The organism is Streptomyces siamensis, from assembly GCF_039543605.1.
GTDB classification, from domain to species: Bacteria; Actinomycetota; Actinomycetes; order Streptomycetales; family Streptomycetaceae; genus Streptomyces; species Streptomyces siamensis.
This window is the reverse complement of record NZ_BAABKB010000002.1, coordinates 1,245,876-1,267,827: the sequence shown is the minus strand read 5'-3', so window position 1 is coordinate 1,267,827 and position 21,952 is coordinate 1,245,876. Positions and strand designations below refer to the sequence as shown.

Genomic DNA, 21,952 nt, shown 5'->3' with positions numbered 1-21,952 from the left:
ACGCCCCTATCACCCTGACGGGCGCACCGACACCGCCCGTGTGGGTTACGTCACAACAAGCCACGATGACGTTCTTTGTCCACTCTCACAACAAGACCACGCCCTACGTGACCAGTACCGTCATAGGTATGACGACTTCTGCATCCGTTCCCACCGAGCCCGAAGGCGCCATAGTCACTTCCGGCACCGTGACCGACCGCCTCGTCGACGCGAACCATCACTACGCCGACGCCTTCACCGACCCCGGCATGGACGCCCGCCCGGTGCTGCACGTCGCGGTGGTCGCCTGTATGGACGCCCGCCTCGACCTGCACGCCGCACTCGGCCTGGCGCTCGGCGACTGTCACACCATCCGCAACGCGGGCGGAGTCGTCACCGACGACGTGATCCGCTCCCTCACCATCAGCCAGCGGGCGCTCGGCACCCGCAGCGTGGTCCTCATCCACCACACCGGCTGCGGCCTGGAGTCCCTCACCGAGGAATTCCGGCACGACCTGGAGATGGAGGTCGGCCAGCGCCCCGCCTGGGCGGTCGAGTCCTTCCGCGACGTCGACCAGGACGTGCGGCAGTCGATGCAGCGCGTGCGCACCTCGCCGTTCCTGCTGCACACCGACGACGTGCGGGGCTTCGTCTTCGACGTGAAGACCGGCCTGCTGCGCGAGATCGACCCCGCCTGACGGGCCCGGTCCCGGCCGCGCCGGGACCCGGTTCGCGGGCTTCGCTCCGCCTCGCCCCGGCCCACGTCCCGACCCGGGTCGCCGTCCGCCGGCGGCCCGTGGGACGCTCTCCACACGGAAACACCCTGCCTCCCCGGCGCCCAAAGAGCCGCAAGACCTGACATATCGCGGCCAGTTATCCACAGGCGAGTGACACGAACCGGTAACGGCAACAAGAATGCGGGTGTGGCGTCACGCGGAACTTTTCACGCGTGGTGTCCGTGTTTCGGGGTGGGCCGGTCCGCACAGGGCGTCGGCCCGAGAACGGGCCGAGGAGGGCCGGGTGACGACCTATGACGATCGAGCGAGCCTTACGGATCTGACCGCCACTGTGGAGCGTGTCCGCAGTTCGGTGGAAGGAGTGATCGAGGGCAAGCCTGAGGTCGTACGGCTTTCGCTGACCGTACTGCTCGCCGAGGGGCACCTCCTCATCGAGGATGTCCCGGGCGTCGGCAAGACCATGCTCGCCAAGGCGCTGGCGCGGTCCATCGACTGCTCGGTCAGGCGTATCCAGTTCACGCCCGACCTGCTGCCCTCGGACATCACGGGTGTGTCCATCTGGGACCAGCAGCGCCGGGACTTCGAGTTCAAGCCCGGAGCGATCTTCGCGCAGATCGTGATCGGCGACGAGATCAACCGCGCCTCGCCGAAGACGCAGTCCGCGCTCCTGGAGTCGATGGAGGAGCGCCAGGTCACCATCGACGGCCAGACCTACGAACTGCCCAGCCCCTTCATGGTGGTGGCCACGCAGAACCCGGTCGAGATGGAGGGCACGTACCCGCTGCCCGAGGCCCAGCGCGACCGCTTCATGGCCCGCGTCTCCATCGGCTACCCCAGCGCGGAGGCCGAGCTGCAGATGCTCGACATCCACGGCGGGGTGAACCCGTTGGACGACCTCCAGCCGGTCGCCCACGCGCACGAGATCGTGAAGCTGATCGACGCGGTCCGCGCCGTCCACGTCGCCGACTCGGTGCGGCGGTACGCCGTGGACCTGGTCGCGGCCACGCGTACGCACCCGGACCTCAGACTCGGCGCCTCGCCGCGTGCCACGCTGCACCTGCTGCGCGCGGCGAAGGCGTCCGCCGCTCTGAGCGGCCGGGAGTTCGCGCTGCCGGACGACGTCCAGGCGCTCGCCGTGGCGGTCCTGGCCCACCGCCTGCTGCCCACGGCCCAGGCGCAGTTGAACCGCCGCACCTCCGAGCAGGTCGTCCTGGAGATCCTGCAGCGCACCCCCGTGCCCGCGGCTCCCCAGCAGCAGGCCGGCTTCACGATGGGCCGGGGTGCGCCCGCCTACGGCCAGCAGCCGCCGCGGAGGCTGTGATGACGCAAGGGGGGACGGGGTCCGCCGCCGAGGAGGACAAGGGCGGGCTGCGCACGGCGCTCGCCGGGCTCACGACCCGCGGACGCTCCTTCCTGGCCGCCGGCGTCGCCGCCGCGATCTGCGCGTACGTCCTGGGGCAGAGCGATCTGCTCCGGGTCGGACTGCTCCTCGCGGTCCTCCCGCTGGTGTGCGCCACCGTGCTGTACCGCACCCGCTACCGCGTCGCGGGAAGCCGCCGGCTCTCCCCCGGCCGGGTGCCCGCGGGTTCCGAGGCCCGGGTCCATCTGCGGATGGACAACGTCTCGCGGCTGCCCACCGGACTGCTGATGCTCCAGGACCGGGTGCCGTACGTGCTCGGGCCGCGGCCCCGGTTCGTCCTGGACCGGGTGGAGGCGGGGGGCCGCCGCGAGGTGTCCTACCGCGTGCGCTCGGACCTTCGTGGCCGCTATCCGCTGGGCCCGCTGCAACTGCGGCTCACGGACCCGTTCGGGATGTGCGAGCTGACCCGCTCCTTCTCGACGTACGACACCCTGACGGTCATCCCGCGCGTGGAGGCTCTGCCGCCGGTCCGCCTGACCGGTGAGGCCAAGGGGTACGGCGACGGACGGCAGCGCTCGCTGGCCCTCGCGGGCGAGGACGACATCATCCCGCGCGGCTATCGCTACGGCGACGATCTGCGCCGGGTGCACTGGCGGCTGACCGCGCGCTACGGCGAGTTGATGGTCCGTCGTGAGGAGCAGCCCCAGCGCTCCCGCTGCACGGTGCTGCTCGACACCCGCGGCATCGCCTTCCAGGGCGCGGGCCCCGACTCGGCTTTCGAATGGGCCGTCTCCGGCACCGCCTCCGCCCTGGTCCACATGCTCGAACGGGGCTTTTCGGTGAGGCTGTTGACCGACACCGGCAGCTCGGTGCCCGGCGAGGGCGCCGACGGTTTCGCGGGCGCCAGCCAGGAGTCGGCGGACGCGGCCGGGATGATGATGGACACCCTCGCGGTCATCGACCACTCGGACGGCACGGGCCTGTCCCGCGCCTACGACGTGCTGCGCGGGGGGAACGAAGGACTGCTGATCGCCTTCCTCGGCGATCTGGACGAGGAACAGGCCGACGTGCTCGGCAGGATGCGTCAGCGCAGCGGCGGGGCGGTCGCCTTCCTGCTGGACAGCGAGTCCTGGGGGCGGGAACCGACCGATGTGCCCGGGCCGTTGGACAGGGGTGAGGACCGGCTGCGGATGCTGCGCGAGGCGGGCTGGACCGCGGTGACCGTGCCACGCGGCGCCCAACTGGCGGACCTGTGGCGGGAGGCCGACCGTCAGCGCACGCATGTGGCGTCGACGGGGAGTACTGCGGGGGGTGGTGACTCATGAGCGGGCGAGCGCGACTGGCACTGTGCGCGGCCGCGGCCACGCTGATGGCCTCCTGCGCCCTGCTGCCGCTGGTCGACCCGGCGACCTGGATCTTCCAGGCCGCGTTCCTGCTGGCGGTGCAGACCGCGGTGGGCGCGCTGACCCGGCGGGTCCCGCTGGCGCGGCCGCTGACCGTGGCGGTGCAGGCACTGGTGACGCTGGCGCTGCTGACGCTGGCCTTCGCCCGGCAGGAGGCCCTCGCCGGGATCGTCCCGGGGCCCGAGGTCTTCCAGCACTTCGGCGACCTGCTCCAGGCGGGCAGCGACGACGTCAGCCGGTATTCGATCCCGGCACCGCTGTCCGACGGCATCCGGCTGATGCTGGTCGGCGGCGTCCTGGTGATCGGGCTCGCGGTCGACGCCCTCGCCGTGACCTATCGCAGCGCGGCACCGGCAGGGCTTCCGCTGCTCGCCCTGTACTCGGTCGCCGCGGGCCTCGCCGGCGGCGGCGCCGCGTGGCTCTGGTTCGTCCTGGCGGCCGCGGGTTATCTGATGCTGCTGCTCGCCGAGGGCCGTGACCGGCTCTCGCAGTGGGGACGCGTCTTCGGCGGGGCGTCCCGGATGCCGGGACCGGACTCCGCGAGCGGCGCCGTCGCACCCGTCCGCACCGGCCGCCGCATCGGCGCGGTGGCGCTGGGCATCGCCCTGGTGGTGCCGCTCGGCCTGCCGGCCCTGGACGGCGGTCTGCTGGACGCCGCGGGGACGGGGGTGGGCACGGGCACCGGTGGCGGCGGCACGATCTCCGCCGTCAACCCCCTGGTCTCCCTCCGCGACAGCCTGAACGTGGACCAGGACCGCCAGGTCCTGTCCTACCGCACCAACACCGAGGACACCCAGGACCTGTATCTGCGGATCGTCTCCCTGGACGACTTCGACGGCACGGCCTGGAAGCCGGCCCAGCGCCACATCCAGGACGTGCCCGACACCTTCCCGACGCCGATCGGTCTCGGCAGCGACATCCGGCGGACCTCGATCCAGACCCGCATCTCGGCCGCCGACTGGTACGCGCAGGACTGGCTGCCCATGCCGTACCCCGCCAGCAAGGTCGACATCAGCGGCCGCTGGCGGTACGAGCCCATGGGCCGCACCCTCGTCGGGGACCACGGGCAGAACACCCGGGGCGTGCAGTATCAGGTCACGAGTCTGGTCGTGCAGCCGACGGCGGAGCAGCTCGCGGACGCGCCGGAGCCGCCGGGCGCCTTGAAGCGCGAGTTCACCCAGGTCCCCGAGTCGCTGCCCGCCGTGGTGGCGAGGACGGCCCGCCAGGTCACCGAGGGCTCGACGAACCACTACGAGCAGGCGGTCAAACTCCAGGACTACTTCGCCGTCAGCGGCAATTTCCGCTACGACACCCAGGTGCAGGTCGGCACGGGGTCCGCCGCGATCGCCCGCTTCCTGAAGGACAAGGAGGGCTTCTGCGTCCACTTCTCCTTCGCGATGGCGGCGATGGCCAGGACCCTCGGCATACCGGCCCGCGTGGCGGTGGGCTTCACGCCCGGCTCCCCGCAGGCGGACGGCTCGATGTCGGTCGGACTGCGGGACGCACACGCCTGGCCCGAGCTGTACTTCGAGGGCGTCGGCTGGACCCGCTTCGAGCCGACGCCGAACCGCGGCACGGTCCCGGAGTACACCCAGGCGGACACACCCGGCACCGACGTTCCGGCCGTCCCGAAGCCCACGCTGTCGTCGTCCGCGGCACCCTCCACCGCACCGTCGGAGAGCGAGAGCTGCACGGCCCAGCAGCGGAAGCTGGAAGCCTGCCCGAGCGAGTCGTCGCTCGCGGCGGTGGGGTCCCACGAGGACAACTGGCCGTGGTTCAAGATCCTCGGGCTGACGCTGGCCGGGCTCCTGGTCCTGGGTGTGCCGCTGCTGCCGATGCTGTGGCGACTACGCCTACGGGCCGTGCGGCTCGGCGGGCACGGCCGCACGGAGGCGGACGCGGCGGCCTTCACGCTGGGTGCCTGGCAGGAGGTCACCGACACGGCGTGGGACTACGGGATCGCGCCGGACGACTCGCAGACCCCGCGCAAGGCGGCGGCGCGCATCGTCCGTCTCGGGAGCCTCGACCAGGAGGCCTCGGAATCGGTGCACCGGCTGGCGGCGGCCGTGGAGCAGGTCCTCTACGCGCCCCGTCCTCGTCCGGTTGCCGGCCTGGGGAACGACGCGCGCCTCATCGCTGACGCCTTCCGCGCCTCCGCGAGCCGTCCGGCCCGGCTGCGCGCTCTCCTCGCTCCCCGCTCGGCGGTCCGGGTCGCCTGGGCCTTCTCGGCCCGCTGGTCGACCCTCCGGGCCGGTCTCGCGGGTCGCCGGGAGACGGTACTGCGCCGCCTGCCGGGTCGTCCCTCCGGACAGAGCGGCTGACGCTCGGCAGCACGTCGTGTGGCCCCGCTCCCGTCGTCGGGAGCGGGGCCACACGTGTATCGGGCTGCGCCGGTCCGGGGACGCCTCGGCGGGGCGGCGGGCGACGCGGGCGCGGGACGGCGTCTGGCGGGCAGGGCGGGCGGTACCGCCGCGTGTGCCGAGGAGGCGGGGCGGGGCGCGGCAGGTACGGACGACATCTGCCGCACGGGGCGGGCAGTACCGCCAGGTATTCCGCGCGGGGCCGACGCGGGTCGACGTCTGGCGGGCAGGGCGGGCGGTACCGCCGCGTGTGCCGAGGCGGCGGGGCAGGACGCGGGAGGTACGGACGACGTCTGCCGCACGGGGGCGGGCAGTACCGCCGGATCTGCCGCGCGGGGCGGGCAAGTACCGCCAGGTCTTCCGCGCGGGGCCGACGCGGGTCGACGCGGGAGGTACGGATGGTGTCCGCCGGGCACCTCCCCCGGGGCGCGTGGCCACCCGGGGCGCGTGGCCACCCGGGACGCGTAGCCACCCGGGACGCGTGGCTACCCGGGGCGCGTGGCGACCGGGGACGTGTGGCGGGCGCTCTCCTCATGCCGCAAGTCGGGGGGCCGCGAGGCCGGGGCTCCCGAGTTGCGAAGTTCTCGGGCGTACTCCCGCAAGTGGGCAGGCCGGCGCGACCGTGCGAGGGTGCCGGTCGTGGTGGGGTCCGCCGCCCCGGGTCTCAGGGCGTGCGTGAGGGGGTGTCCACCTCGTCGGTGGACACCCCCTCACGCGATGTCTGCTTGTCCGCCCGGAGGGTCAGTGACCCTGCTCGTCGCGGCGACGCTGCCAGCGTTGTTCGATGCGATCCATCATGGAGCGGCGCTGTCGGCCCTGGCGGCGGGCAGCGGGTGAACCCGTGGCCGCCGACTGTTCGCCCGGCTTGGGGGCCTTGCGCCAACCGGTGACGGCAAGCACCGCGCACCCCAGCATGACGAGGAAGCCGACCACGCTTACCCAGATCAGCTGAGCGACCATTCCGGCCATGAGGAGCGCGATACCCACCAGGAAGCCCGCGACCGCCTGGTAGACCCGTCGCCGGGTGTACGTACGCAGCCCGCTTCCCTCAAGCGCTGTCGCGAACTTGGGATCTTCGGCGTACAGCGCTCGCTCCATCTGCTCGAGCATTCGCTGCTCGTGCTCCGAGAGCGGCACGGAGTCCTCCTCATCGTGCAGTCGCCGGGGCGACCCGGGGGTCCCCTTCAGGATAGGCAGGGAATCGCCCCCGTGAAACCCGCCCCTCTACGCCAATTCGCCAACCGGAACCCGCCATGGCACCCCGATCCGCTGAGGCGTGCATTCCCCAGCGAACGGTCCGTCATGCCGGACGGTCTCCCTCGATCATACGGCGCCGAGCACCCGATCGGGGGGTCTGTGGCGTACTCCATCTGCCGCCAAGCCCCTGATCAGGGCTGCGTCACAGGAGGCCGCTCAGCTCTCGGAGGCCCCTCGCGCCTCACCGAGCACATGGAGCTGTGTGGCCACGGAGTGGAACGCGGCGATTTCCGCGGCCGCCGCCTCCAGCTTCAGCAGGGCCTCCAGCGCACCCGGCTCGGTGTCCACGAGGACGCCCGGCACCAGGTCCGCGAACACCCGCACACCGTGCACGGCTCCGACCCGCAGGCCCGCGCCCTCGACGAGCTCGGTGAGCTGCTCGGCGGTGAAGCGGTGCGGTACGGGGTCGCCCTCGCCCCAGCGTCCGTCCGGGTCCTCCAGCGCCTGCTTGGCCTCCTTGAAGTGGCCCGCGAGAGCGCGAGCCAGCACGGCTCCGCCCAGGCCCGCGGCGAGGAGGCTGAGGACGCCCTCGGGGCGCAGCGCGTCCACCACGTTGCGCACGCCCTCGGCAGGGTCGTCCACGTACTCCAGGACCCCGTGGCACAGCACGGCGTCGTACCCTCCGCGGCCGACCACGTCGAAGAGGCCGTGCGCGTCACCCTGGACCCCCTGCACCCGGTCGGCCACACCGGCCTCGGCGGCCCGGCGCTCCAGCGCGAACAGCGCGTTCGGGCTGGGGTCGACGACGGTCACGCGGTGGCCGAGGCGGGCCACGGGCACCGCGAAATTGCCGCTGCCGCCGCCGGTGTCGAGCACGTCGAGGGACTCCCGCCCGGTGGCCTTGACCCGGCGGTCGAGGGCGTCCTTGAGGACCTCCCAGACCACGGCGGTACGGAGAGAAGCGCGGGGGCGCATCGGGTCCGGCACGGCAGTTGACTCCTCGGCGCGGCACCGCCTCTTGCGCGGCGGAGCGATCGGGGCCCTCCCGGCGGGGAGGTCGCAGGCGTCTCCACCCTATTGCCTCCACGGGCGTCGCCGATCCTCCGGCTCACGCGGCGGATCACCGGGGCGCTGCCGTCACATGCCGGTCGCGGGGCGTGGCCGCGGTACGGGTCAGCCCGCGTCCGGCACCTCGCCGTCCTCCTCCCTCTGTTGCCGGGGCTGGGGCAGGACGGGTTGCAGGACGAGCATGCGCTCGACGAGGCGCAGGAACATCGCGGCGTCGCGTATCAGATCGTCGGCGTCGCGGGTGGTGGCGGCGCCCTGGATGCCGGCCTCGGCGCGGGCGCGGCGGGTGGCGCCGGAGGCGAACAGCGCACTCCACTCGGTCAGTTCGGGCGCGATCTCGGGGAGTACCTCCCAGGCGCTGCGGATGCGCGCCCTGCGCCGCGGGGTGGTCTCCGGGCGTCCCCGTGCGGCGAGGACGGCGGCAGCGGTGCGCAGCGCGGCCAAGTGGGCCGTCGCATAGCGCTCGTTGGGCGTGTCCAGCGCGGTCGCCTCGTCGAGTCCGGCGCGGGCCTGGGCGAGCAGATCGAGGGCGGCGGGCGGGGCCGTGGCCCGGCGCAGCACGGGGTGCACGTCGCTCGCCGGGCCGGTCAGTGAGGGGGCAGGGCCGGAGGCGCGGCGCCGGCGGGCGGCGGCTGCGGAAGAGCTGGCCATGACGAACCTCCTGTCGTCTGTGTGACGGCACTGTGGCCGTATGTGCCCATCGTGAGGTATGCCACTGACAATCCGTTCTGACCAGGGCTTTTGTTTCGATCGAAGGTTCGGGATACTTTTTGCACTGACCAGTCAGTTCAAAAGTAGTTCCAGGGATGGGGAAGCTGTGGACGGTCCGCACGGACTGGGCGTCACGGCCGAGGACTTCGGGCTCGAAGGACCGCGCGGCCGGGTGTTCGGCGGGGTTCGCGTCGACGCGGGGCCCGGCTCACTGATCGCGATCGAGGGACCCTCGGGCTCCGGCCGCACCTGCCTGCTGCTCGCTCTCACGGGCCGGATGAGGCCCACCGAGGGGACGGCCCGCGTGGGTTCGTCGAGACTGCCGAAGCAGATGGCCGCCGTGCGCCGCACGAGCGGGCTCGCGCACGTGCCCGGTGTCACCGACCTGGACCCGGCGCTGACCGTCGGGGAGCACCTGCGCGAACGGGCGCTGCTGGAGCGGCGGTTCGGCGGCCCCCTGCGCGGGTTGCTGCGATCGTGGTCCAAGGGGGCGCGCCCCGCCGGCGGGCAGGCGCGGACCGGTGGGAGGGCGGCCGAGGCGAAGCTGCGGATCGACACCGCGCTGGCCGCCGTCGGACTCGACCGGGATTCGCTGCCCAAGGGCTCCCGGACCGCCGTGCGCGACCTGGAGCGGCTCGAATCCCTGCGGCTGTCGATGGCGCTGGCCCTGATCGGCCGCCCCCGCCTGCTCGGCGTCGACGACACCGATCTCAAGCTCTCGGACTCCGAACGGGCCGAGGTATGGGCCCTGTTGAGGTCGATCGCCGACTCGGGCACCACCGTGCTGGCCGTGTGCAGCGAGGCTCCTGAAGGTGCCGTCGTCGTCTCGACGCGACCGCACGGCGGGCAGGAGGCGGTCGCCGAGGACCGTGCCACGCCTGCGGAGGCGGACGCCACCACCGCCGCGGACGCCGCCGAGCCCGTGGACGCCACCACGCCCACGGACAGCACCGCCGACCCCGACGCCACCGCCACCGCCACCGAGGACCGCAGCCCCACTGGCGACGGCACCCCCACCGAGAGCACCCCGGCCACCGGCGACGGCACCCCCGGCAAGAACACCCCCGACGACGAGGAGACGGCCGATGCGCTCGCCGAAACTGGCCGCCCTTGAGCTCCGGCGCTTCGGACGCGGCAAGCTCCCCCGGGCCGCGCTGGTGGCCCTCCTCCTGCTGCCTCTCCTGTACGGCGCCCTCTACCTGTGGTCGTTCTGGGACCCGTACGGCCGTCTGGACCGCATCCCCGTGGCCCTCGTGAACGACGACAAGGGGGCGACGGCCGCGGGCAGGAAGGTCACGGCGGGCGACGACATCACCAAGGGGCTGCGCGACAGCGACACCTTCGAGTGGCACGAGGTGAGCGCCGCCGAGGCCCGCCGGGGCGTCGAGGACGGCACGTACTACCTGTCCCTGACGATGCCGGACGACTTCAGCGAGCGCATCGCCTCCAGCTCCGGCGCCTCTCCCGAGACGGGCGCGCTCCAGGTGCGGACCAACGACGCGAACAACTACATCGTCGGGCAGATCTCCCGGACCGTGTTCAGCGAGGTGCGCACCGCCGCGTCGACCAAGGCGTCGCGGTCGTTCCTGGACAAGATCTTCATCTCCTTCTCGGACATCCACGGGGCGACGGAGAAGGCCGCCGACGGGGCCGACCGGCTCAAGGGCGGGATCGGCAAGGCGAAGAAGGGCTCCAAGGACCTCGCGGACGGTCTCGCGGAGGCCAAGAAGGGCAGTGGGAAGCTGTCCGGCGGCCTGAAGAAGCTCGACAAGGGCGCGGGCGACCTGGAGGACGGGTCGCGGCAGGTCGCGGACGGCACGCAGACGCTGGCCGACCGGGTCGACGGGGTCGCCGGCAAGGTGGGGCCGTTCCTGAAGGACAACGAGAAGTCGATCGGCGACACGGCCCGGCTCGTCGCCGACTCGGCGTCCGGCATCCGCCACAACCTCGACGACCTCGTGGAGCGGGCCCCGGCCGCGGCAAAGGGGGCGCACGCGGCCTCCACCGCGCTGGAGGCCGTCTACAAGGCGCGCTGCGAGACGCCGGTCGTCCCCGACCTCGCGTGCGGCGACCTGAAGAAGGCCAAGACGGCCGCGGCGGACGTGGCCGAGGTGGCCGACGACCTGAACACGCTGATCGACGACCAGGACGGCGATCTCGACAAGCTCGACAAGAACCTGGTCACCCTGGAGAAGCAGGCACAGGCGCTCGCCGATCGGGCGCCGCACCTCTCCGAGGACCTGACCGACGCCGTCTCCAAGATCAACAAGCTCAACGAGGGTGCCGCGAAGGTCGCCAAGGGTGCCAAGCGGCTGCACACCGGACTCGGCACGGCGAAGGCCGGGGCACGCGACCTCGACACGGGCGTGGGGGCGCTGAAGACGGGTGCGAGCGACCTCGACGGGGGCATCTACAAGCTCGTCGGCGGCTCCGGCAAGCTCGCCGGCGGGCTGCACGACGGCGCCGAGCAGATCCCGGACTACGACAGGTCCGACCGCGACCGGCGCACCCAGGTCATGGCGGACCCGGTGCGGCTCGCCTCCCAGGACCTGCACAAGGCGCCCAACTACGGCACCGGTTTCGCTCCGTACTTCATCCCGCTGTCCCTCTGGGTGGGCGCGATGGTCGCGTACATGCTGATCCCGCCGCTGAACCGGCGCGCGCTCGCGGTGGGGGCCTCGGCCTGGCGCGTCGCGCTGGCGGGCTGGCTCCCGGTGGCCGCGGTGGGAGTGCTCCAGACGGCGGCCCTGATGTCCGTGCTGCACTGGGCGATCGGCCTGGAGATGGCGCGGGCGGCGGGGACGGTGGGCTTCCTGTTCCTCGTGACGGCGTGTTTCGCCGCGCTCGTCCAGTGGCTGAACGCGCGCTTCGGCGCGGCGGGACGGATCCTCGTCCTCGCCTTCCTGATGCTCCAGTTGACGTCGGCGGGCGGCACGTACCCCGTCCAGACCAGCCCGCGCTTCTTCAGTGCGATCCATCCCTTCCTGCCGATGAGTTACGTCGTCGAGGCCCTCAGGAGGCTCATCACCGGCGGGGGCCTGGGTCCCGTCTGGCAGGCGTGCGCAGTCCTGGTGGCGTTCACCGCGGGCGCCCTCGCGCTCACGGCCCTGTCGGCACGCCGCAAGCAGGTGTGGACCCTCGACCGGCTGCACCCGGAGCTGAGCCTGTGACCACGCCCGCCACCGGTCCTGTGACAATCGGAGCCATGGAAAGCAGCAGCACCACGGCGGGCGGCGGCGGCCGTCGCGAGGCGACCCGGCAGAAGCTCTACGAGGCCGCCGTCACCCTGATCGCCGAACAGGGCTTCTCCGCCACCACGGTGGACGAGATCGCCGAGCGCGCCGGGGTCGCCAAGGGCACGGTCTACTACAACTTCGCGAGCAAGTCGGTCCTCTTCGAGGAGTTGCTGCGGCACGGCGTGGGCCTGCTCACCGCCTCCTTGCGGGAGGCGGCCGAGAAGACCGCGCGCGACGGCGGCAGCAAGGTCGACGCGCTGGACGCGATGATCCGCGCGGGGCTCGTCTTCATCGACCGGTATCCGGCCTTCACCCAGCTGTACGTGGCGGAGCTGTGGCGCACGAACCGTGCCTGGCAGTCCACCTTGATGGTGGTCAGGCAGGAGGCCGTGGCGGTCGTCGAGAACGTCCTGCGCGAGGGCGTGGCGGGCGGCGAGCTCAGCGACGAGATCGACATCCCGTTGACGGCGGCGGCGCTGGTCGGCATGGTCCTCGTGGCCGCGCTGGACTGGCAGGCCTTCCAGCCGGAGCGCTCGCTGGACGACGTGCATGCGGCGCTGTCCCGGCTGCTCCAGGGACGCGTGAGCGGCGGCCGCTGAGGGCGGGAGGGCGACGGACGGGCGAGAGCGCCGGTCCGTTCGGCCGCGTCCCCCGCGGGCCGATCGGACCGGCGCCTCGTCGTACTCCCCCGTGCTCCCCCGTCGGGCCCCGCTCCGGTCGTCCCCCGGGTCCCCCGTGCCTCACTCCCGCCGACCAGGTCGGCGGAAGGAGCGGCCAAGGGCGCGAGAGCCGTTCCGCCGCCCCGTGTCGGCGGTACCGGAGCCGCGCCCCTTTCCGTGTCTCCACTCTCTCGTTCGCGCTGGTCGGGCCCCATCCGCGCGCGTACTCATCTCACTCACTGAGTACGTGTACTCAGTCGTACGCACTCATGCCCAGGCCGTACCGCCCGCCACTGGTTACGATCGCGTCCGTGTCGGTACTCCCCCTGGTCTTCACCAGCGGCTGGGCCAGCGGCATCAACGCGTACGCGGTGGTGCTGCTCCTGGGCGTCTTCGGCGCGACCGGTCTCACCGACGACGTCCCCGAGTCGATGCAGCGCCCCGAGGTGCTCGCGGTGGCGGGCGCGCTGTTCCTGTGCGAGGCCGTCGCCGACAAGATCCCGTACGTGGACTCGGCGTGGGACTCGGTGCACACGGTGGTACGGCCGGTTGCCGGCGCCTGGATCGGCGCGTTGCTCGCGGGGCAGAGCGGCTCGCTCTCGGACGTGGTGGCGGGCCTGATCGGCGGTTCGACGGCGCTGGCCAGCCACACGGTCAAGGCCGGCACCCGGATGGCGGTGAACACCTCCCCGGAACCCCTCAGCAACATGGTCATCAGCCTGGCCGAGGACCTCGGGGTCGGCACGATCGTCACGTTCGCGATGTTCCACCCGCTGGCGGCGGCGATCATCGCGGCCGTCCTGCTCGTGGCCGGACTGGTCGTGCTGTTCTTCCTCGTCTCCCGGATCCGCCGGTTCCTGCGGCGCCGCGCCCAGCGGCGGGAGGAGAGACGGCTCGCGGCGCGGGTGGAGCGGCCCCCCGACTGAGCGCCCGCGGGAGGGACTGTCGGAGGCGGCCGATAAGGTCCCTGGCATGGCACGAATTGCGGTGATCGGCTCCGGGATGGGCGCGATGGCGGCGGCCGCCCGGCTGGCCGTCGCGGGCCACCGGGTGGTGGTGTACGAGCGCACGGCGACGTACGGCGGTGCGCTGCGCCGCGTCGAGCGCGACGGCTTCACGTTCGACACCGGCCCGGCGCTGCTCCCGCTGCCCGCGGTCTACCGCGACCTGTTCGTCAAGACGGGGAAGCAGCCGCTGGAGGAATGCGTCGACCTGGTCCAGGTCGACCCCTCGGCCCGGCACCTCTTCGCGGACGGCACGGAGGTGTCCCTGCCGAACGCCTCCCGCGCGGGGGTCGTCTCCGCGCTGGACGAAGCGCTCGGGGCGGGCACCGGCGGGCGCTGGGGCGACTTCCTGGTGCGGGCCCGCGAGGCGTGGGACCGCACGCGCAGACCGCTCCTGGAGGAGCCGCTGTGGCCCAACTGGCCGGTGCTCGCCGAGCAGGAGCCCTATCCCTCGGTGCCGCACAAGAAGCTGCTGCGCACCCGCCGGGCCGCCACCCTCGCCGAGGTCGGCGCCTGGGAGTTGCGTGAACCGCGCCTGGCGGCCCTGCTGGAGAGCCACGCCCTGGCGTACGGGCTCGATCCGCGCGTGGCGCCGGCGAGCGCCGCCGTGCTGCCCTACATGGAGCACGCCTTCGGCACCTGGTACGTCCGCGGCGGCCTGCGGGAACTGGCCCGCGCGGTGTACGAGCGGTGCCTCGCCCGCAAGGTGGAGTTCCGTTTCGGGGCGGACGTCGCACGGATCGTCGAGAAGGACGGCCGGGCAGCGGGTGTGGAGCTCGCGGCCGGTGCCGTGGAAGAGGCCGACTTCGTGGTCGCGGGTGTGGCGCCCGGCGTGCTGCGGGACCTCGTCCCGCAGGCGACGGTCCGGGGGGACGGTGAGGTCCCGCCGCAGAGCGGGGCACCGAGCAGGCTGACCGTGCTGCTGGCGCTGCGCGGCGGACGGCCCGAGCGGGTGGCGCACCGGACGGTGGTCCACTCGGCCGACCGTGACGACGAGTTGGACCGCCTGTTCGGCGAGCGCCCGGGGCTGCCGTCCTCGCCCACCGTCGTGGTCACGCGCCCCGACGACCCGGCGACGACCCCGGACGCGGAGCACGAGGCGGTGACCCTGTCGGTCACCGTGCCGTCGGGCTTCTCGGTGTCCGACTCGGACGTGGAGCGCGTTCTCGGCGTCGCCGGGCGCGCGCTGCCCGGCCTGCGCGAGCGGCTCCTGTGGCACGAGGTCCGTACCCCGGCGGACATCGCGGACGAGACGGGCGCCGAAGGCGGCGCGGTGCCCGCCCCGGCGCTCGCCGCCGCGGACGGCCGGCTGCTGCACCCGTCGAACGGCACGCGCGTGCCCGGTCTGTTCGCGGCGGGCGGCTGGGCGCACCCCGGCGGCGGTCTTCCGCATGCCGGCATGTCGGGGGCGTTGGTGGCCGGGCTGATCGTGGAGGGACCGGAGTTCCGCGGGTCGCAGTGAGCGGCCCCGGTGGCCGGTCGGGGGTCCGGGACCTGACGGTCCGGGGGCCGGTGCGGACGGACGGCACCGGCCGCGGTCAGTACCTGTACTGCTCGTCGTACCCGTTGCCGGAGCCCATGCCGTTGCCGTTGCCGTCGCCCTGGTAGGGATACGGCTGCTCGGGCGGGAGTTCGCCGCCGTACGGGTCGTCGGTGCTGCGCTGCTGCGGCACCCAGACGCCTCCCGCCGGAGTCTCGCCGCCGTAGGTGCCGGTGCCGGCGTACTGGTCCTGGCCGTACCCCTGCTGCGGGTACTGCTGCTGCCCGCCGTACGTGGTGTCGTACCCGGCACCGCTGTAGGTCTGCGTGCCGATGTACGGGTCGGAGTACGCGGCGTACTGCTGCTGGCCGTTGTCGTAGGAGTACTGCTGCTGGTTGTAGCCCGAATAGTCGTAGGCGTAGGCCTGCTGGTCCTGGGACTGGGGGGCGGCGCCATAGGACTGGTCGGTGGCCGCGGCGTACGCGCCGTCGCTGTAGATGCCGTAGGAGCCGGTGTCCTCGGGCAGGGGCTGCGGCTCGTACACGGCGGTGGCCTCGGCGGCCGAGGGCTCGTTCACTCCCGTCGGCGCGAACCGGTCGGACTGACCGGGCGAGAAGACGTCGTCGTCGGCGGCGTAGTCGTCACCGTGCGCGTAGGCCGTGCCGTCGGCGGCTTCGAGGTCGGAGACCTCGAGCGTCGGGTCCTGGTACTCCGGCTCGCCACGACGGCGCTTGCTGGGCCTGTCCGACCCGGAACGGCCGTTGAGGGCCCAGCCCTGGGCGAAGCCGCGACGGAAGGACAGCGTGACGTAGGTCTGGCCGACCGCGAAGGCGGCCGCGCCCAGTCCGATGACCACCACCGAGGGCATCAGCACACCGAGGACGACACCGAGGAAGCCGACGAAGGCGAGCAGGCGGTAGCGCAGTCGCGCCTTGTACTGCAGCAGGACCTCGCCGAGCAGCCACAGCGCGACCACTCCGAACGCGAAATAGAGGACCGTCCAGCCCATGTACGCCCCTCTCCCAGTGGCCGCTACGCAGTGTGTCGTACGCGGGTGCGACCGGTCTAGGCCTGCTGTGGGTGGTGCAGACCCAGATTCTCGTAGATTTCCAGCGTCGCCGTGGAGTTGTTCAGCGTAATGAAGTGCAGTCCGGGGACTCCCTCGGCCAGCAGCCTCGCGCAGAACTCCGTTGCGAACTCGATGCCAATGGAGCGTACAGCCGCCGGATCGTCTTTGGCTGTGAGGATCCGCTCTTTCAGGGCGTCCGGGAATACGGCGTTGCTGAGCTTCGGGAGCCGCTCCAGCATCTTCACACTCGTGACCGGCATGACCTCGGGAATGACCGGTGTCGCGCAGCCCGCCTCAACCACGCGGTCGCGCAGACGCAGATACGACTCCGGGTGGAAGAACATCTGCGTGATGGCGTAGTCGGCGCCGGCGCGGCACTTGTCGACGAAGTGGCCGACGTCCAGGTCCCAGTCGCTGGACCGCGGGTGCATCTCCGGGAAGGCCGCGACGCCGACGCAGAAGTCCCCCGACTCCTTGATGAGCCGGACGAGTTCGGCCGCGTAGGTCAGGCCCGTGGGGTGCGGCACCCACTCCCCCATGGGGTCGCCCGGCGGGTCGCCCCGCACGGCGAGCATGTTCCGGATCCCGGCGTCGGCGTACTGGCCGATGATGTTGCGCAGTTCGGCGACGGAGTGGTTGACGGCGGTGAGGTGGGCGACCGGGGTGAGCGTCGTGTCGACGACGATCTGCTGGGTCTCCTTGACGGTGCCCGCACGCGTGGAGCCACCCGCCCCGTAGGTCACGGAGACGAAGTCGGGCGCGACGGCCTCGACCCGGCGGAGCGCGTTCCACAGGTTCCGCTCGCCCTTGGGAGTCTTCGGCGCGGAGAACTCGAACGAGTACGTCGTCTTGCCGGTCGCGAGCATGTCGCGCACGGTGCGTGCGCGATCAGTCCTGGTGGAGGCAGATCCGAGGGCCATACCGGCAGGTTAGCCAGGGGGCGCCGGTCCCCCAACCGGACCGACGCAAATTGTCCGATCTGTCGATTTCTTGTCCACCCCTCGGACAGATCCCGCGGACAGCGCCCGCGGACCGTGCCGCGAACAGGACGCGGGACGGCTCCCCGGCACGGCCGGAACGCGGGACGGCGTCCCGGCACGGCCGGAACACCGGACGTGGCTCCGCCGGACGCTCGCGCCTACGCGCCGCGCAGTCGCTTCGCGAACTCGCCCGCCGCCGCGCCCGGGTCGTCCGCCTCGGTGATCGCCCGGACCACGACGACCCGGCGAGCGCCCGCGTCGAGCACCTCGTCGAGGTTGCCGAGATCGATGCCGCCGATGGCGAACCAGGGGCGGTCGGTGCCCAGCGCCGCCGTGTGCCTGACCAGGTCGAGGCCGGGTGCGTGGCGGCCGGGCTTGGTCGGCGTCGGCCAGCAGGGGCCGGTGCAGAAGTAGTCCACGCCCTCCTGGACGGCGGCGGCCGAAGCCTCTGACTCGGCGTGCGTGGACCGGCCTATCAGCACGTCGTCGCCGAGGACGGCGCGGGCCGCCGGGACCGGGAGGTCGCCCTGCCCCAGGTGGAGCACGTCGGCACGGGCGGCGTGGGCCACATCGGCCCGGTCGTTGACCGCGAGGAGCTTGCCGTGCCGGGCGCAGGCCTCCGCGAAGACCTGGAGGTGCTCCAGTTCCTCGGCCGCCTCCATGCCCTTGTCACGCAGCTGCACGATGTCGACGCCGCCCGCCAGGGCCGCGTCGAGGAACTCGGCGAGGTCGCCCTGGCGCTTGCGGGCGTCCGTGCAGAGATAGAGACGGGCGTCGGCGAGCTGGGCGCGCGCGGTGGTCACGGCGTTCTCGGGCATGCGTGTGTCCCCCGTGGTCGGTGCGTACGGACCACGGAGCCAGGGGCTGGCGGTCCGCGGTCCGTACGCCGGACGGTCGGTTCAGGTCAGACGGCGAGCGCCTGGGCGCGGCGCTTCACCTCCGTGCCGCGATTCTCGCTCAGGGCCTGCGCGGGGGTACCGGGCAGGGTCGGGTCGGGAGTGAAGAGCCACTCCAGCATCTCTTCGTCGGTGAAGCCGTCGTCCCGCAGCAGCGTCAGGGTGCCGGACAGGCCCTTGACCACTTTGTCCCCGTCGATGAAGGCGGCGGGGACGTGCAGCGCGCGGTTCTCACCACGGCGTACGGCGATCAGCTGGCCCTCCTTGACCAGCTGCCGCACGCGGGTCACCTCGACGCCGAGCTGTTCGGCGATGTCGGGGAGGGTGAGCCAGGCGGGGACGAGAGCATCGATCTTTGCGTCAATCTCGGTCACGGGACAAGCCTGCCATCCCGGACTGACAGTCGGTACCCGGGCACCGTCCGGGCGCGCGCCGCGTCCGGCTCCGCGCACGCCGTTCGGCCCCGGGCTCGCGCGCCCGCGGCACCCCTGGTGACCCGCCGCGCGCCGGGTGTCGCTCTGCGTCCGGACTCTCCGCCACAAGGCCCGGGCTCGGCCGCCGTGCGCCCGGTGTCTTCGCCCGAGTACCTCCGCCCCGGTGCCTCCGCCGGCCCCCGGTGCGGTGCCGCCCGGTCAGGCGGTCGCCGACTTCAGGGGCCTCGCCGGATCCGCCAGAAGCTCCGGACTCATCTCGGCGCCCGCCTCGATCAGCCTGCGGCCCTGGGCGAGATCCCTCGGGCGGCCCACCGCCAGGAGGGCCACGAGGCGGGTGTCGCGGAGCCAGCAGACCGTCCACGCGGCGCCGGACGGGTCGCCGCGCCAGACGGTCGTGTCGTCGGGGGCGTGGTGCCCGACGTACTGGACGAAGCGGCCGAACTGCTCGGACCAGAAGTACGGGACCGGGTCGTAGGCGGCGGGGGCCTCGCCGATGATGTTCGCGGCGACCGTGCGCGGGCCCTGCAGGGCGTTGTCCCAGTGGTGGACCAGGAGGCGGTCCTCGTACCGGCCCGACGGGAAGGAGGCGCAGTCTCCGACCGCGTAGACGTCCGGCAGGGAGGTGCGCAGGTGGTCGTCGGCCATGATCTCGCGATGGGCGCCCAGCTCGATGCCGGAGCCGGCCAGCCACGCGGTGGCCGGGCGGGCGCCGACACCGACGACCACGGCGCCCGCGGGCACCCGGGAGCCGTCGTCCAGCACCACGGCACCGGGCTCGACACGCTCCACGCGCGCGTGGGTGCGCAGCTCGGCCCCGCTGTCCGCGTACCAGGCGGCCATCGGCGCGGCCACCTCGGCGGGCAGCGCCCCGGCGAGGGGGCGGTCGGCGGCCTCCACGACCGTGACCCTGCAGCCGGCCTCGCGCGCCGCCGTGGCGAACTCGGCGCCGATCCAGCCGGCCCCGACGACCACGATGTCGTGCTGCCGGGCGAGGACGGGACGCAGCCGCTCCGCGTCGTCGAGGGTGCGCAGCAGGTGGACGCCGGGAACCCCTTCGGCGCCGGGCAGCCGGATCGGTTCCGCGCCGGTCGCGACGACCAGGACGTCGTAGCGGACCGGCCCCGCCTCGGTGTCCAGCTCGTGGTCGGCCGGGCGGACGCCGAGCGCCTCGCAGCCGAGCCGGAGCTCGATGTCCAGCGCCTCGAAGTCGACGTCGAAGGCCGAACCCTCGGACTTGCCGAGCAGCACGGCCTTGGACAGCGGCGGCCGGTCGTACGGCTGGTGGGGTTCCGCGCCGATGAGGGTGATGGTGCCGGTGAAGCCCTGTTCGCGCAGGGCGACCGCGGTCTGGACACCGGCCATGCCCGCGCCCACGACGACGACCCGCCGCTTCGTACGCTCCTGCGCCTGCGTCTGCTCGCTCACTTGATCACCATAGACACCTGACAATCCGTCAGTCAGCGGACGTGCTCAGTGAGCTGTTCCACACCTGCTCGTCCGCCGCCGGCGAATGCTCCACCCGGGCGACCTCCTCCACCGTGCTCGTCCCGCTGCCCGCCTGCGACTCCCACTCCCAGGTCTCCTCCAGGCGCAGCCGCCCGTCGGACAGCTCCACCACGCGCGAGACGCAGTGGCCCGACGAGGTGCGGCCGGCACGTCCCAGCTGCACGTACCGGAAGTCGAGACGGTCACCCTCACGGGTACCCACGAGGTGGCCGCGTACCACATCGCCGCCCGCGTACTCGGCCCAGATCTCCCCGTTCCTCTCGTGGTAGACGAACCGGGTGCGGGTGCCCACCTGCCCCGGCTCCTGGTCGGCGACAGGGGCGAGGACGACACCGTCGAGCGATCGGGCCATGGGCGGAGGCTCCCTTACTGAGACATGGGACGGCGGGCTAGGGTGGCCAACGTAAAGCACTCGCGGGAGCCCGGACGCACCGGGCTGAGAGGGAGGCTGGGCGGCCTCCGACCGTACGAACCTGATCCGGGTCATGCCGGCGAAGGGAGGGGCTGGACGCCCATGTCGTCACGAACGCCCGACGTCCTCGTCATCGGGGGCGGGATCATCGGCCTGGTCACGGCCTGGCGGGCCGCGCAACGCGGGCTGGCCACCGCGATCGTGGACCCCGAGCCCGGCGGCGGGGCCGCCCAGGTCGCGGCCGGCATGCTCGCCGCCGTCACCGAACTGCACTACGGCGAGCAGACCCTGCTGGGCCTGAACCTGGCCTCGGCGCGCCGTTATCCGGACTTCGCCGCCGAACTCACCGAGGCGACCGGCCAGGACGTGGGGTACCGCCGGTGCGGCACGCTGGCCGTCGCCCTGGACGCCGACGACCGCGCCCATCTGCGTGAACTGCACGCCCTGCAACGCCGGTCGGGGCTGGAGTCGGAGTGGCTGAGCGGCCGTGAGTGCCGCCGTCTGGAGCCGATGCTCGCGCCCGGCGTGCGCGGCGGCCTGCGGGTCGACGGCGACCACCAGATCGACCCCCGTCGGCTCGCCGGCGCCCTGGTCGCGGCCAGTGAGCGGGCCGGCGTGGTGTTCCACCGCACGTGGGCGGAGCGCCTGCGGGTCGAGGGCGGCAGGGCCGTGGGAGCCGTGACCACCGACGGCACCGAACTGTCCGCGGGCCAGGTGGTGCTCGCCGCGGGGAGCCTGAGCGGGCGTCTGGCGGGCGTACCCGACGAGGTGCTGCCGCCCGTGCGCCCCGTGAAGGGGCAGGTGTTGCGGCTGACGGTGCCGAAGCGGTACGCGCCGTTCCTGAGCCGCACGGTCCGGGCGGTCGTCCGGGGCAGCCAGGTCTATCTGGTGCCCAGGGAGAGCGGCGAGCTCGTCGTGGGCGCGACCAGCGAGGAGCTGGGCTGGGACACCACGGTGACCGCGGGCGGTGTGTACGAGCTGCTGCGTGACGCTCACGAGCTGGTGCCCGGTATCACCGAGCTGCCGCTCACCGAGACGCGCGCCGGGCTGCGCCCCGGCTCGCCGGACAACGCGCCGCTGATCGGCCCGACCGGCCTGGACGGCCTCCTGCTGGCCACCGGCCACTACCGCAACGGCGTGCTGCTCACCCCGGTCACCGGTGACGCCATGGCGCACGTCCTGACCACGGGCGAACTTCCCGACGAGGCCCGCCCCTTCACCCCGCGGCGCTTCGCCGCCGCCCTCACGGAGCAGCCCGCATGAACATCTTCGTCAACGGCGAGCGGCGGCACATCGCCGCGGGGACCGCTCTCGACGCGCTCGTCGCCACGCTCACCGCCGCCCCCTCCGGCGTGGCGGCCGCGCTCAACGAGACGGTCGTCCCGCGCACGCAGTGGCCGGTCACGCCGCTGGCCGAGGGAGACCGCGTCGAAGTCCTCACCGCCGTCCAGGGAGGCTGAC

At 72.9% G+C, this 21,952-nt stretch carries 20 protein-coding genes and 1 riboswitch; of the genes, 11 read left to right on the top strand and 9 right to left on the bottom strand.

Translation table 11 applies throughout. The features are described 5' to 3' along the window. Positions 1-128 precede the first annotated feature (128 nt). From ABEB03_RS08345 to ABEB03_RS08330, 4 genes are all read left to right on the top strand, one after another. Positions 129-677, top strand: coding sequence for a beta-class carbonic anhydrase (locus ABEB03_RS08345; protein ID WP_345643658.1), 549 nt, complete (start codon positions 129-131; stop codon positions 675-677). 322 nt (positions 678-999) lie between these two features. After that, positions 1,000-2,037 (top strand): AAA family ATPase, encoded by a 1,038-nt coding sequence (locus ABEB03_RS08340; RefSeq protein WP_345643655.1) that lies wholly within the window; start codon positions 1,000-1,002, stop codon positions 2,035-2,037. Next, positions 2,037-3,401, top strand: coding sequence for a DUF58 domain-containing protein (locus ABEB03_RS08335; protein ID WP_345643652.1), 1,365 nt, complete (start codon positions 2,037-2,039; stop codon positions 3,399-3,401). The genes ABEB03_RS08340 and ABEB03_RS08335 overlap by 1 nt, the downstream gene beginning before the upstream one ends. Further along, complete coding sequence (locus ABEB03_RS08330) at positions 3,398-5,800, top strand: transglutaminase TgpA family protein (RefSeq protein ID WP_345643649.1); 2,403 nt, start codon at positions 3,398-3,400, stop codon at positions 5,798-5,800. Before ABEB03_RS08335 ends, ABEB03_RS08330 begins: the two co-directional genes overlap by 4 nt. A 780-nt stretch (positions 5,801-6,580) precedes the next feature. Here ABEB03_RS08330 and ABEB03_RS08325 read toward each other — a convergent pair. The 3 genes from ABEB03_RS08325 to ABEB03_RS08315 all read right to left on the bottom strand — a co-directional run bounded on the left by ABEB03_RS08325 (position 6,581) and on the right by ABEB03_RS08315 (position 8,755). After that, complete coding sequence (locus ABEB03_RS08325) at positions 6,581-6,976, bottom strand: DUF3040 domain-containing protein (RefSeq protein WP_028803204.1); 396 nt, start codon at positions 6,974-6,976, stop codon at positions 6,581-6,583. A gap of 276 nt (positions 6,977-7,252) precedes the next feature. Then, a complete protein-coding gene (locus tag ABEB03_RS08320; protein ID WP_345643646.1) occupies positions 7,253-8,023 on the bottom strand; it encodes a methyltransferase in 771 nt (256 codons plus the stop codon). A 186-nt stretch (positions 8,024-8,209) separates the two neighbouring features. Then, positions 8,210-8,755 carry an SAV_6107 family HEPN domain-containing protein gene (locus ABEB03_RS08315; protein ID WP_345643644.1) on the bottom strand — a complete coding sequence of 182 codons (546 nt, stop codon included), beginning with the start codon at positions 8,753-8,755 and terminating at the stop codon, positions 8,210-8,212. Positions 8,756-8,921: 166 nt separating this feature from the next. Here ABEB03_RS08315 and ABEB03_RS08310 point away from each other — a divergent pair, with 166 nt between their 5' ends. The 5 genes from ABEB03_RS08310 (at position 8,922) to ABEB03_RS08290 (ending at position 15,176) form a co-directional block, all read left to right on the top strand. Then, positions 8,922-9,929, top strand: a complete 1,008-nt coding sequence (locus ABEB03_RS08310; RefSeq protein WP_345643642.1) for an ATP-binding cassette domain-containing protein — start codon at positions 8,922-8,924, stop codon at positions 9,927-9,929. Continuing rightward, the gene (locus ABEB03_RS08305) at positions 9,901-11,985 is read left to right on the top strand and encodes a YhgE/Pip domain-containing protein (RefSeq protein WP_345643639.1); all 2,085 of its coding nucleotides are present in this window, start codon (positions 9,901-9,903) and stop codon (positions 11,983-11,985) included. The genes ABEB03_RS08310 and ABEB03_RS08305 overlap by 29 nt, the downstream gene beginning before the upstream one ends. 35 nt (positions 11,986-12,020) lie before the next feature. Beyond that, on the top strand, positions 12,021-12,650 hold the full coding sequence (locus tag ABEB03_RS08300; RefSeq protein WP_345643636.1) for a TetR/AcrR family transcriptional regulator: 630 nt from the start codon (positions 12,021-12,023) through the stop codon (positions 12,648-12,650). Positions 12,651-13,021: 371 nt separating this feature from the next. Then, on the top strand, positions 13,022-13,636 hold the full coding sequence (locus ABEB03_RS08295) for a DUF4126 domain-containing protein (RefSeq protein ID WP_345643633.1): 615 nt from the start codon (positions 13,022-13,024) through the stop codon (positions 13,634-13,636). 46 nt (positions 13,637-13,682) lie between these two features. Beyond that, on the top strand, positions 13,683-15,176 hold the full coding sequence (locus tag ABEB03_RS08290) for a phytoene desaturase family protein (protein WP_345643630.1): 1,494 nt from the start codon (positions 13,683-13,685) through the stop codon (positions 15,174-15,176). Positions 15,177-15,252: 76 nt separating this feature from the next. On the opposite strand, the gene ABEB03_RS08285 is transcribed toward ABEB03_RS08290, so the two are convergent. From ABEB03_RS08285 to ABEB03_RS08260, 6 genes are all read right to left on the bottom strand, one after another. Then, positions 15,253-16,203 (bottom strand): SCO2102 family sporulation regulator, encoded by a 951-nt coding sequence (locus ABEB03_RS08285; protein ID WP_345643627.1) that lies wholly within the window; start codon positions 16,201-16,203, stop codon positions 15,253-15,255. 56 nt (positions 16,204-16,259) lie between these two features. Beyond that, on the bottom strand, positions 16,260-17,183 hold the full coding sequence (gene metF / locus ABEB03_RS08280; protein WP_345643624.1) for a methylenetetrahydrofolate reductase [NAD(P)H]: 924 nt from the start codon (positions 17,181-17,183) through the stop codon (positions 16,260-16,262). Positions 17,184-17,401: 218 nt separating this feature from the next. Next, entirely contained in the window at positions 17,402-18,061 is a 660-nt protein-coding gene (gene thiE / locus ABEB03_RS08275) for a thiamine phosphate synthase (protein ID WP_345643621.1), read from the bottom strand. A gap of 86 nt (positions 18,062-18,147) precedes the next feature. Then, positions 18,148-18,513, bottom strand: a complete 366-nt coding sequence (locus tag ABEB03_RS08270; protein ID WP_028803215.1) for an Rv2175c family DNA-binding protein — start codon at positions 18,511-18,513, stop codon at positions 18,148-18,150. A gap of 258 nt (positions 18,514-18,771) precedes the next feature. After that, a complete protein-coding gene (locus ABEB03_RS08265; protein ID WP_345643618.1) occupies positions 18,772-19,998 on the bottom strand; it encodes an NAD(P)/FAD-dependent oxidoreductase in 1,227 nt (408 codons plus the stop codon). A 28-nt stretch (positions 19,999-20,026) separates the two neighbouring features. Continuing rightward, positions 20,027-20,431 (bottom strand): hypothetical protein, encoded by a 405-nt coding sequence (locus ABEB03_RS08260; RefSeq protein WP_345643615.1) that lies wholly within the window; start codon positions 20,429-20,431, stop codon positions 20,027-20,029. A gap of 52 nt (positions 20,432-20,483) precedes the next feature. After that, positions 20,484-20,596, top strand: a riboswitch (TPP riboswitch). Here ABEB03_RS08260 and thiO point away from each other — a divergent pair. Further along, entirely contained in the window at positions 20,594-21,754 is a 1,161-nt protein-coding gene (gene thiO / locus ABEB03_RS08255) for a glycine oxidase ThiO (RefSeq protein WP_345643611.1), read from the top strand. (Overlaps the previous riboswitch by 3 nt.) Continuing rightward, positions 21,751-21,951, top strand: coding sequence for a sulfur carrier protein ThiS (gene thiS, locus ABEB03_RS08250; RefSeq protein WP_345643608.1), 201 nt, complete (start codon positions 21,751-21,753; stop codon positions 21,949-21,951). Before thiO ends, thiS begins: the two co-directional genes overlap by 4 nt. Position 21,952: the final 1 nt, after the last annotated feature.

What these genes read in the sequence shown, in the direction of transcription:
- ABEB03_RS08345 (WP_345643658.1), top strand. Translation starts at nt 129, where the DNA reads ATGACGACTTCTGCATCCGTTCCCACCGAGCCCGAAGGCGCCATAGTC.
- ABEB03_RS08335 (WP_345643652.1), top strand. Translation starts at nt 2,037, where the DNA reads ATGACGCAAGGGGGGACGGGGTCCGCCGCCGAGGAGGACAAGGGCGGG.
- ABEB03_RS08330 (WP_345643649.1), top strand. Translation starts at nt 3,398, where the DNA reads ATGAGCGGGCGAGCGCGACTGGCACTGTGCGCGGCCGCGGCCACGCTG.
- ABEB03_RS08315 (WP_345643644.1), bottom strand. Translation starts at nt 8,755, where the DNA reads ATGGCCAGCTCTTCCGCAGCCGCCGCCCGCCGGCGCCGCGCCTCCGGC.
- ABEB03_RS08305 (WP_345643639.1), top strand. Translation starts at nt 9,901, where the DNA reads ATGCGCTCGCCGAAACTGGCCGCCCTTGAGCTCCGGCGCTTCGGACGC.
- ABEB03_RS08300 (WP_345643636.1), top strand. Translation starts at nt 12,021, where the DNA reads ATGGAAAGCAGCAGCACCACGGCGGGCGGCGGCGGCCGTCGCGAGGCG.
- ABEB03_RS08290 (WP_345643630.1), top strand. Translation starts at nt 13,683, where the DNA reads ATGGCACGAATTGCGGTGATCGGCTCCGGGATGGGCGCGATGGCGGCG.
- ABEB03_RS08285 (WP_345643627.1), bottom strand. Translation starts at nt 16,203, where the DNA reads ATGGGCTGGACGGTCCTCTATTTCGCGTTCGGAGTGGTCGCGCTGTGG.
- metF (WP_345643624.1), bottom strand. Translation starts at nt 17,183, where the DNA reads ATGGCCCTCGGATCTGCCTCCACCAGGACTGATCGCGCACGCACCGTG.
- thiE (WP_345643621.1), bottom strand. Translation starts at nt 18,061, where the DNA reads ATGCCCGAGAACGCCGTGACCACCGCGCGCGCCCAGCTCGCCGACGCC.
- ABEB03_RS08260 (WP_345643615.1), bottom strand. Translation starts at nt 20,431, where the DNA reads ATGGCCCGATCGCTCGACGGTGTCGTCCTCGCCCCTGTCGCCGACCAG.
- thiO (WP_345643611.1), top strand. Translation starts at nt 20,594, where the DNA reads ATGTCGTCACGAACGCCCGACGTCCTCGTCATCGGGGGCGGGATCATC.
- thiS (WP_345643608.1), top strand. Translation starts at nt 21,751, where the DNA reads ATGAACATCTTCGTCAACGGCGAGCGGCGGCACATCGCCGCGGGGACC.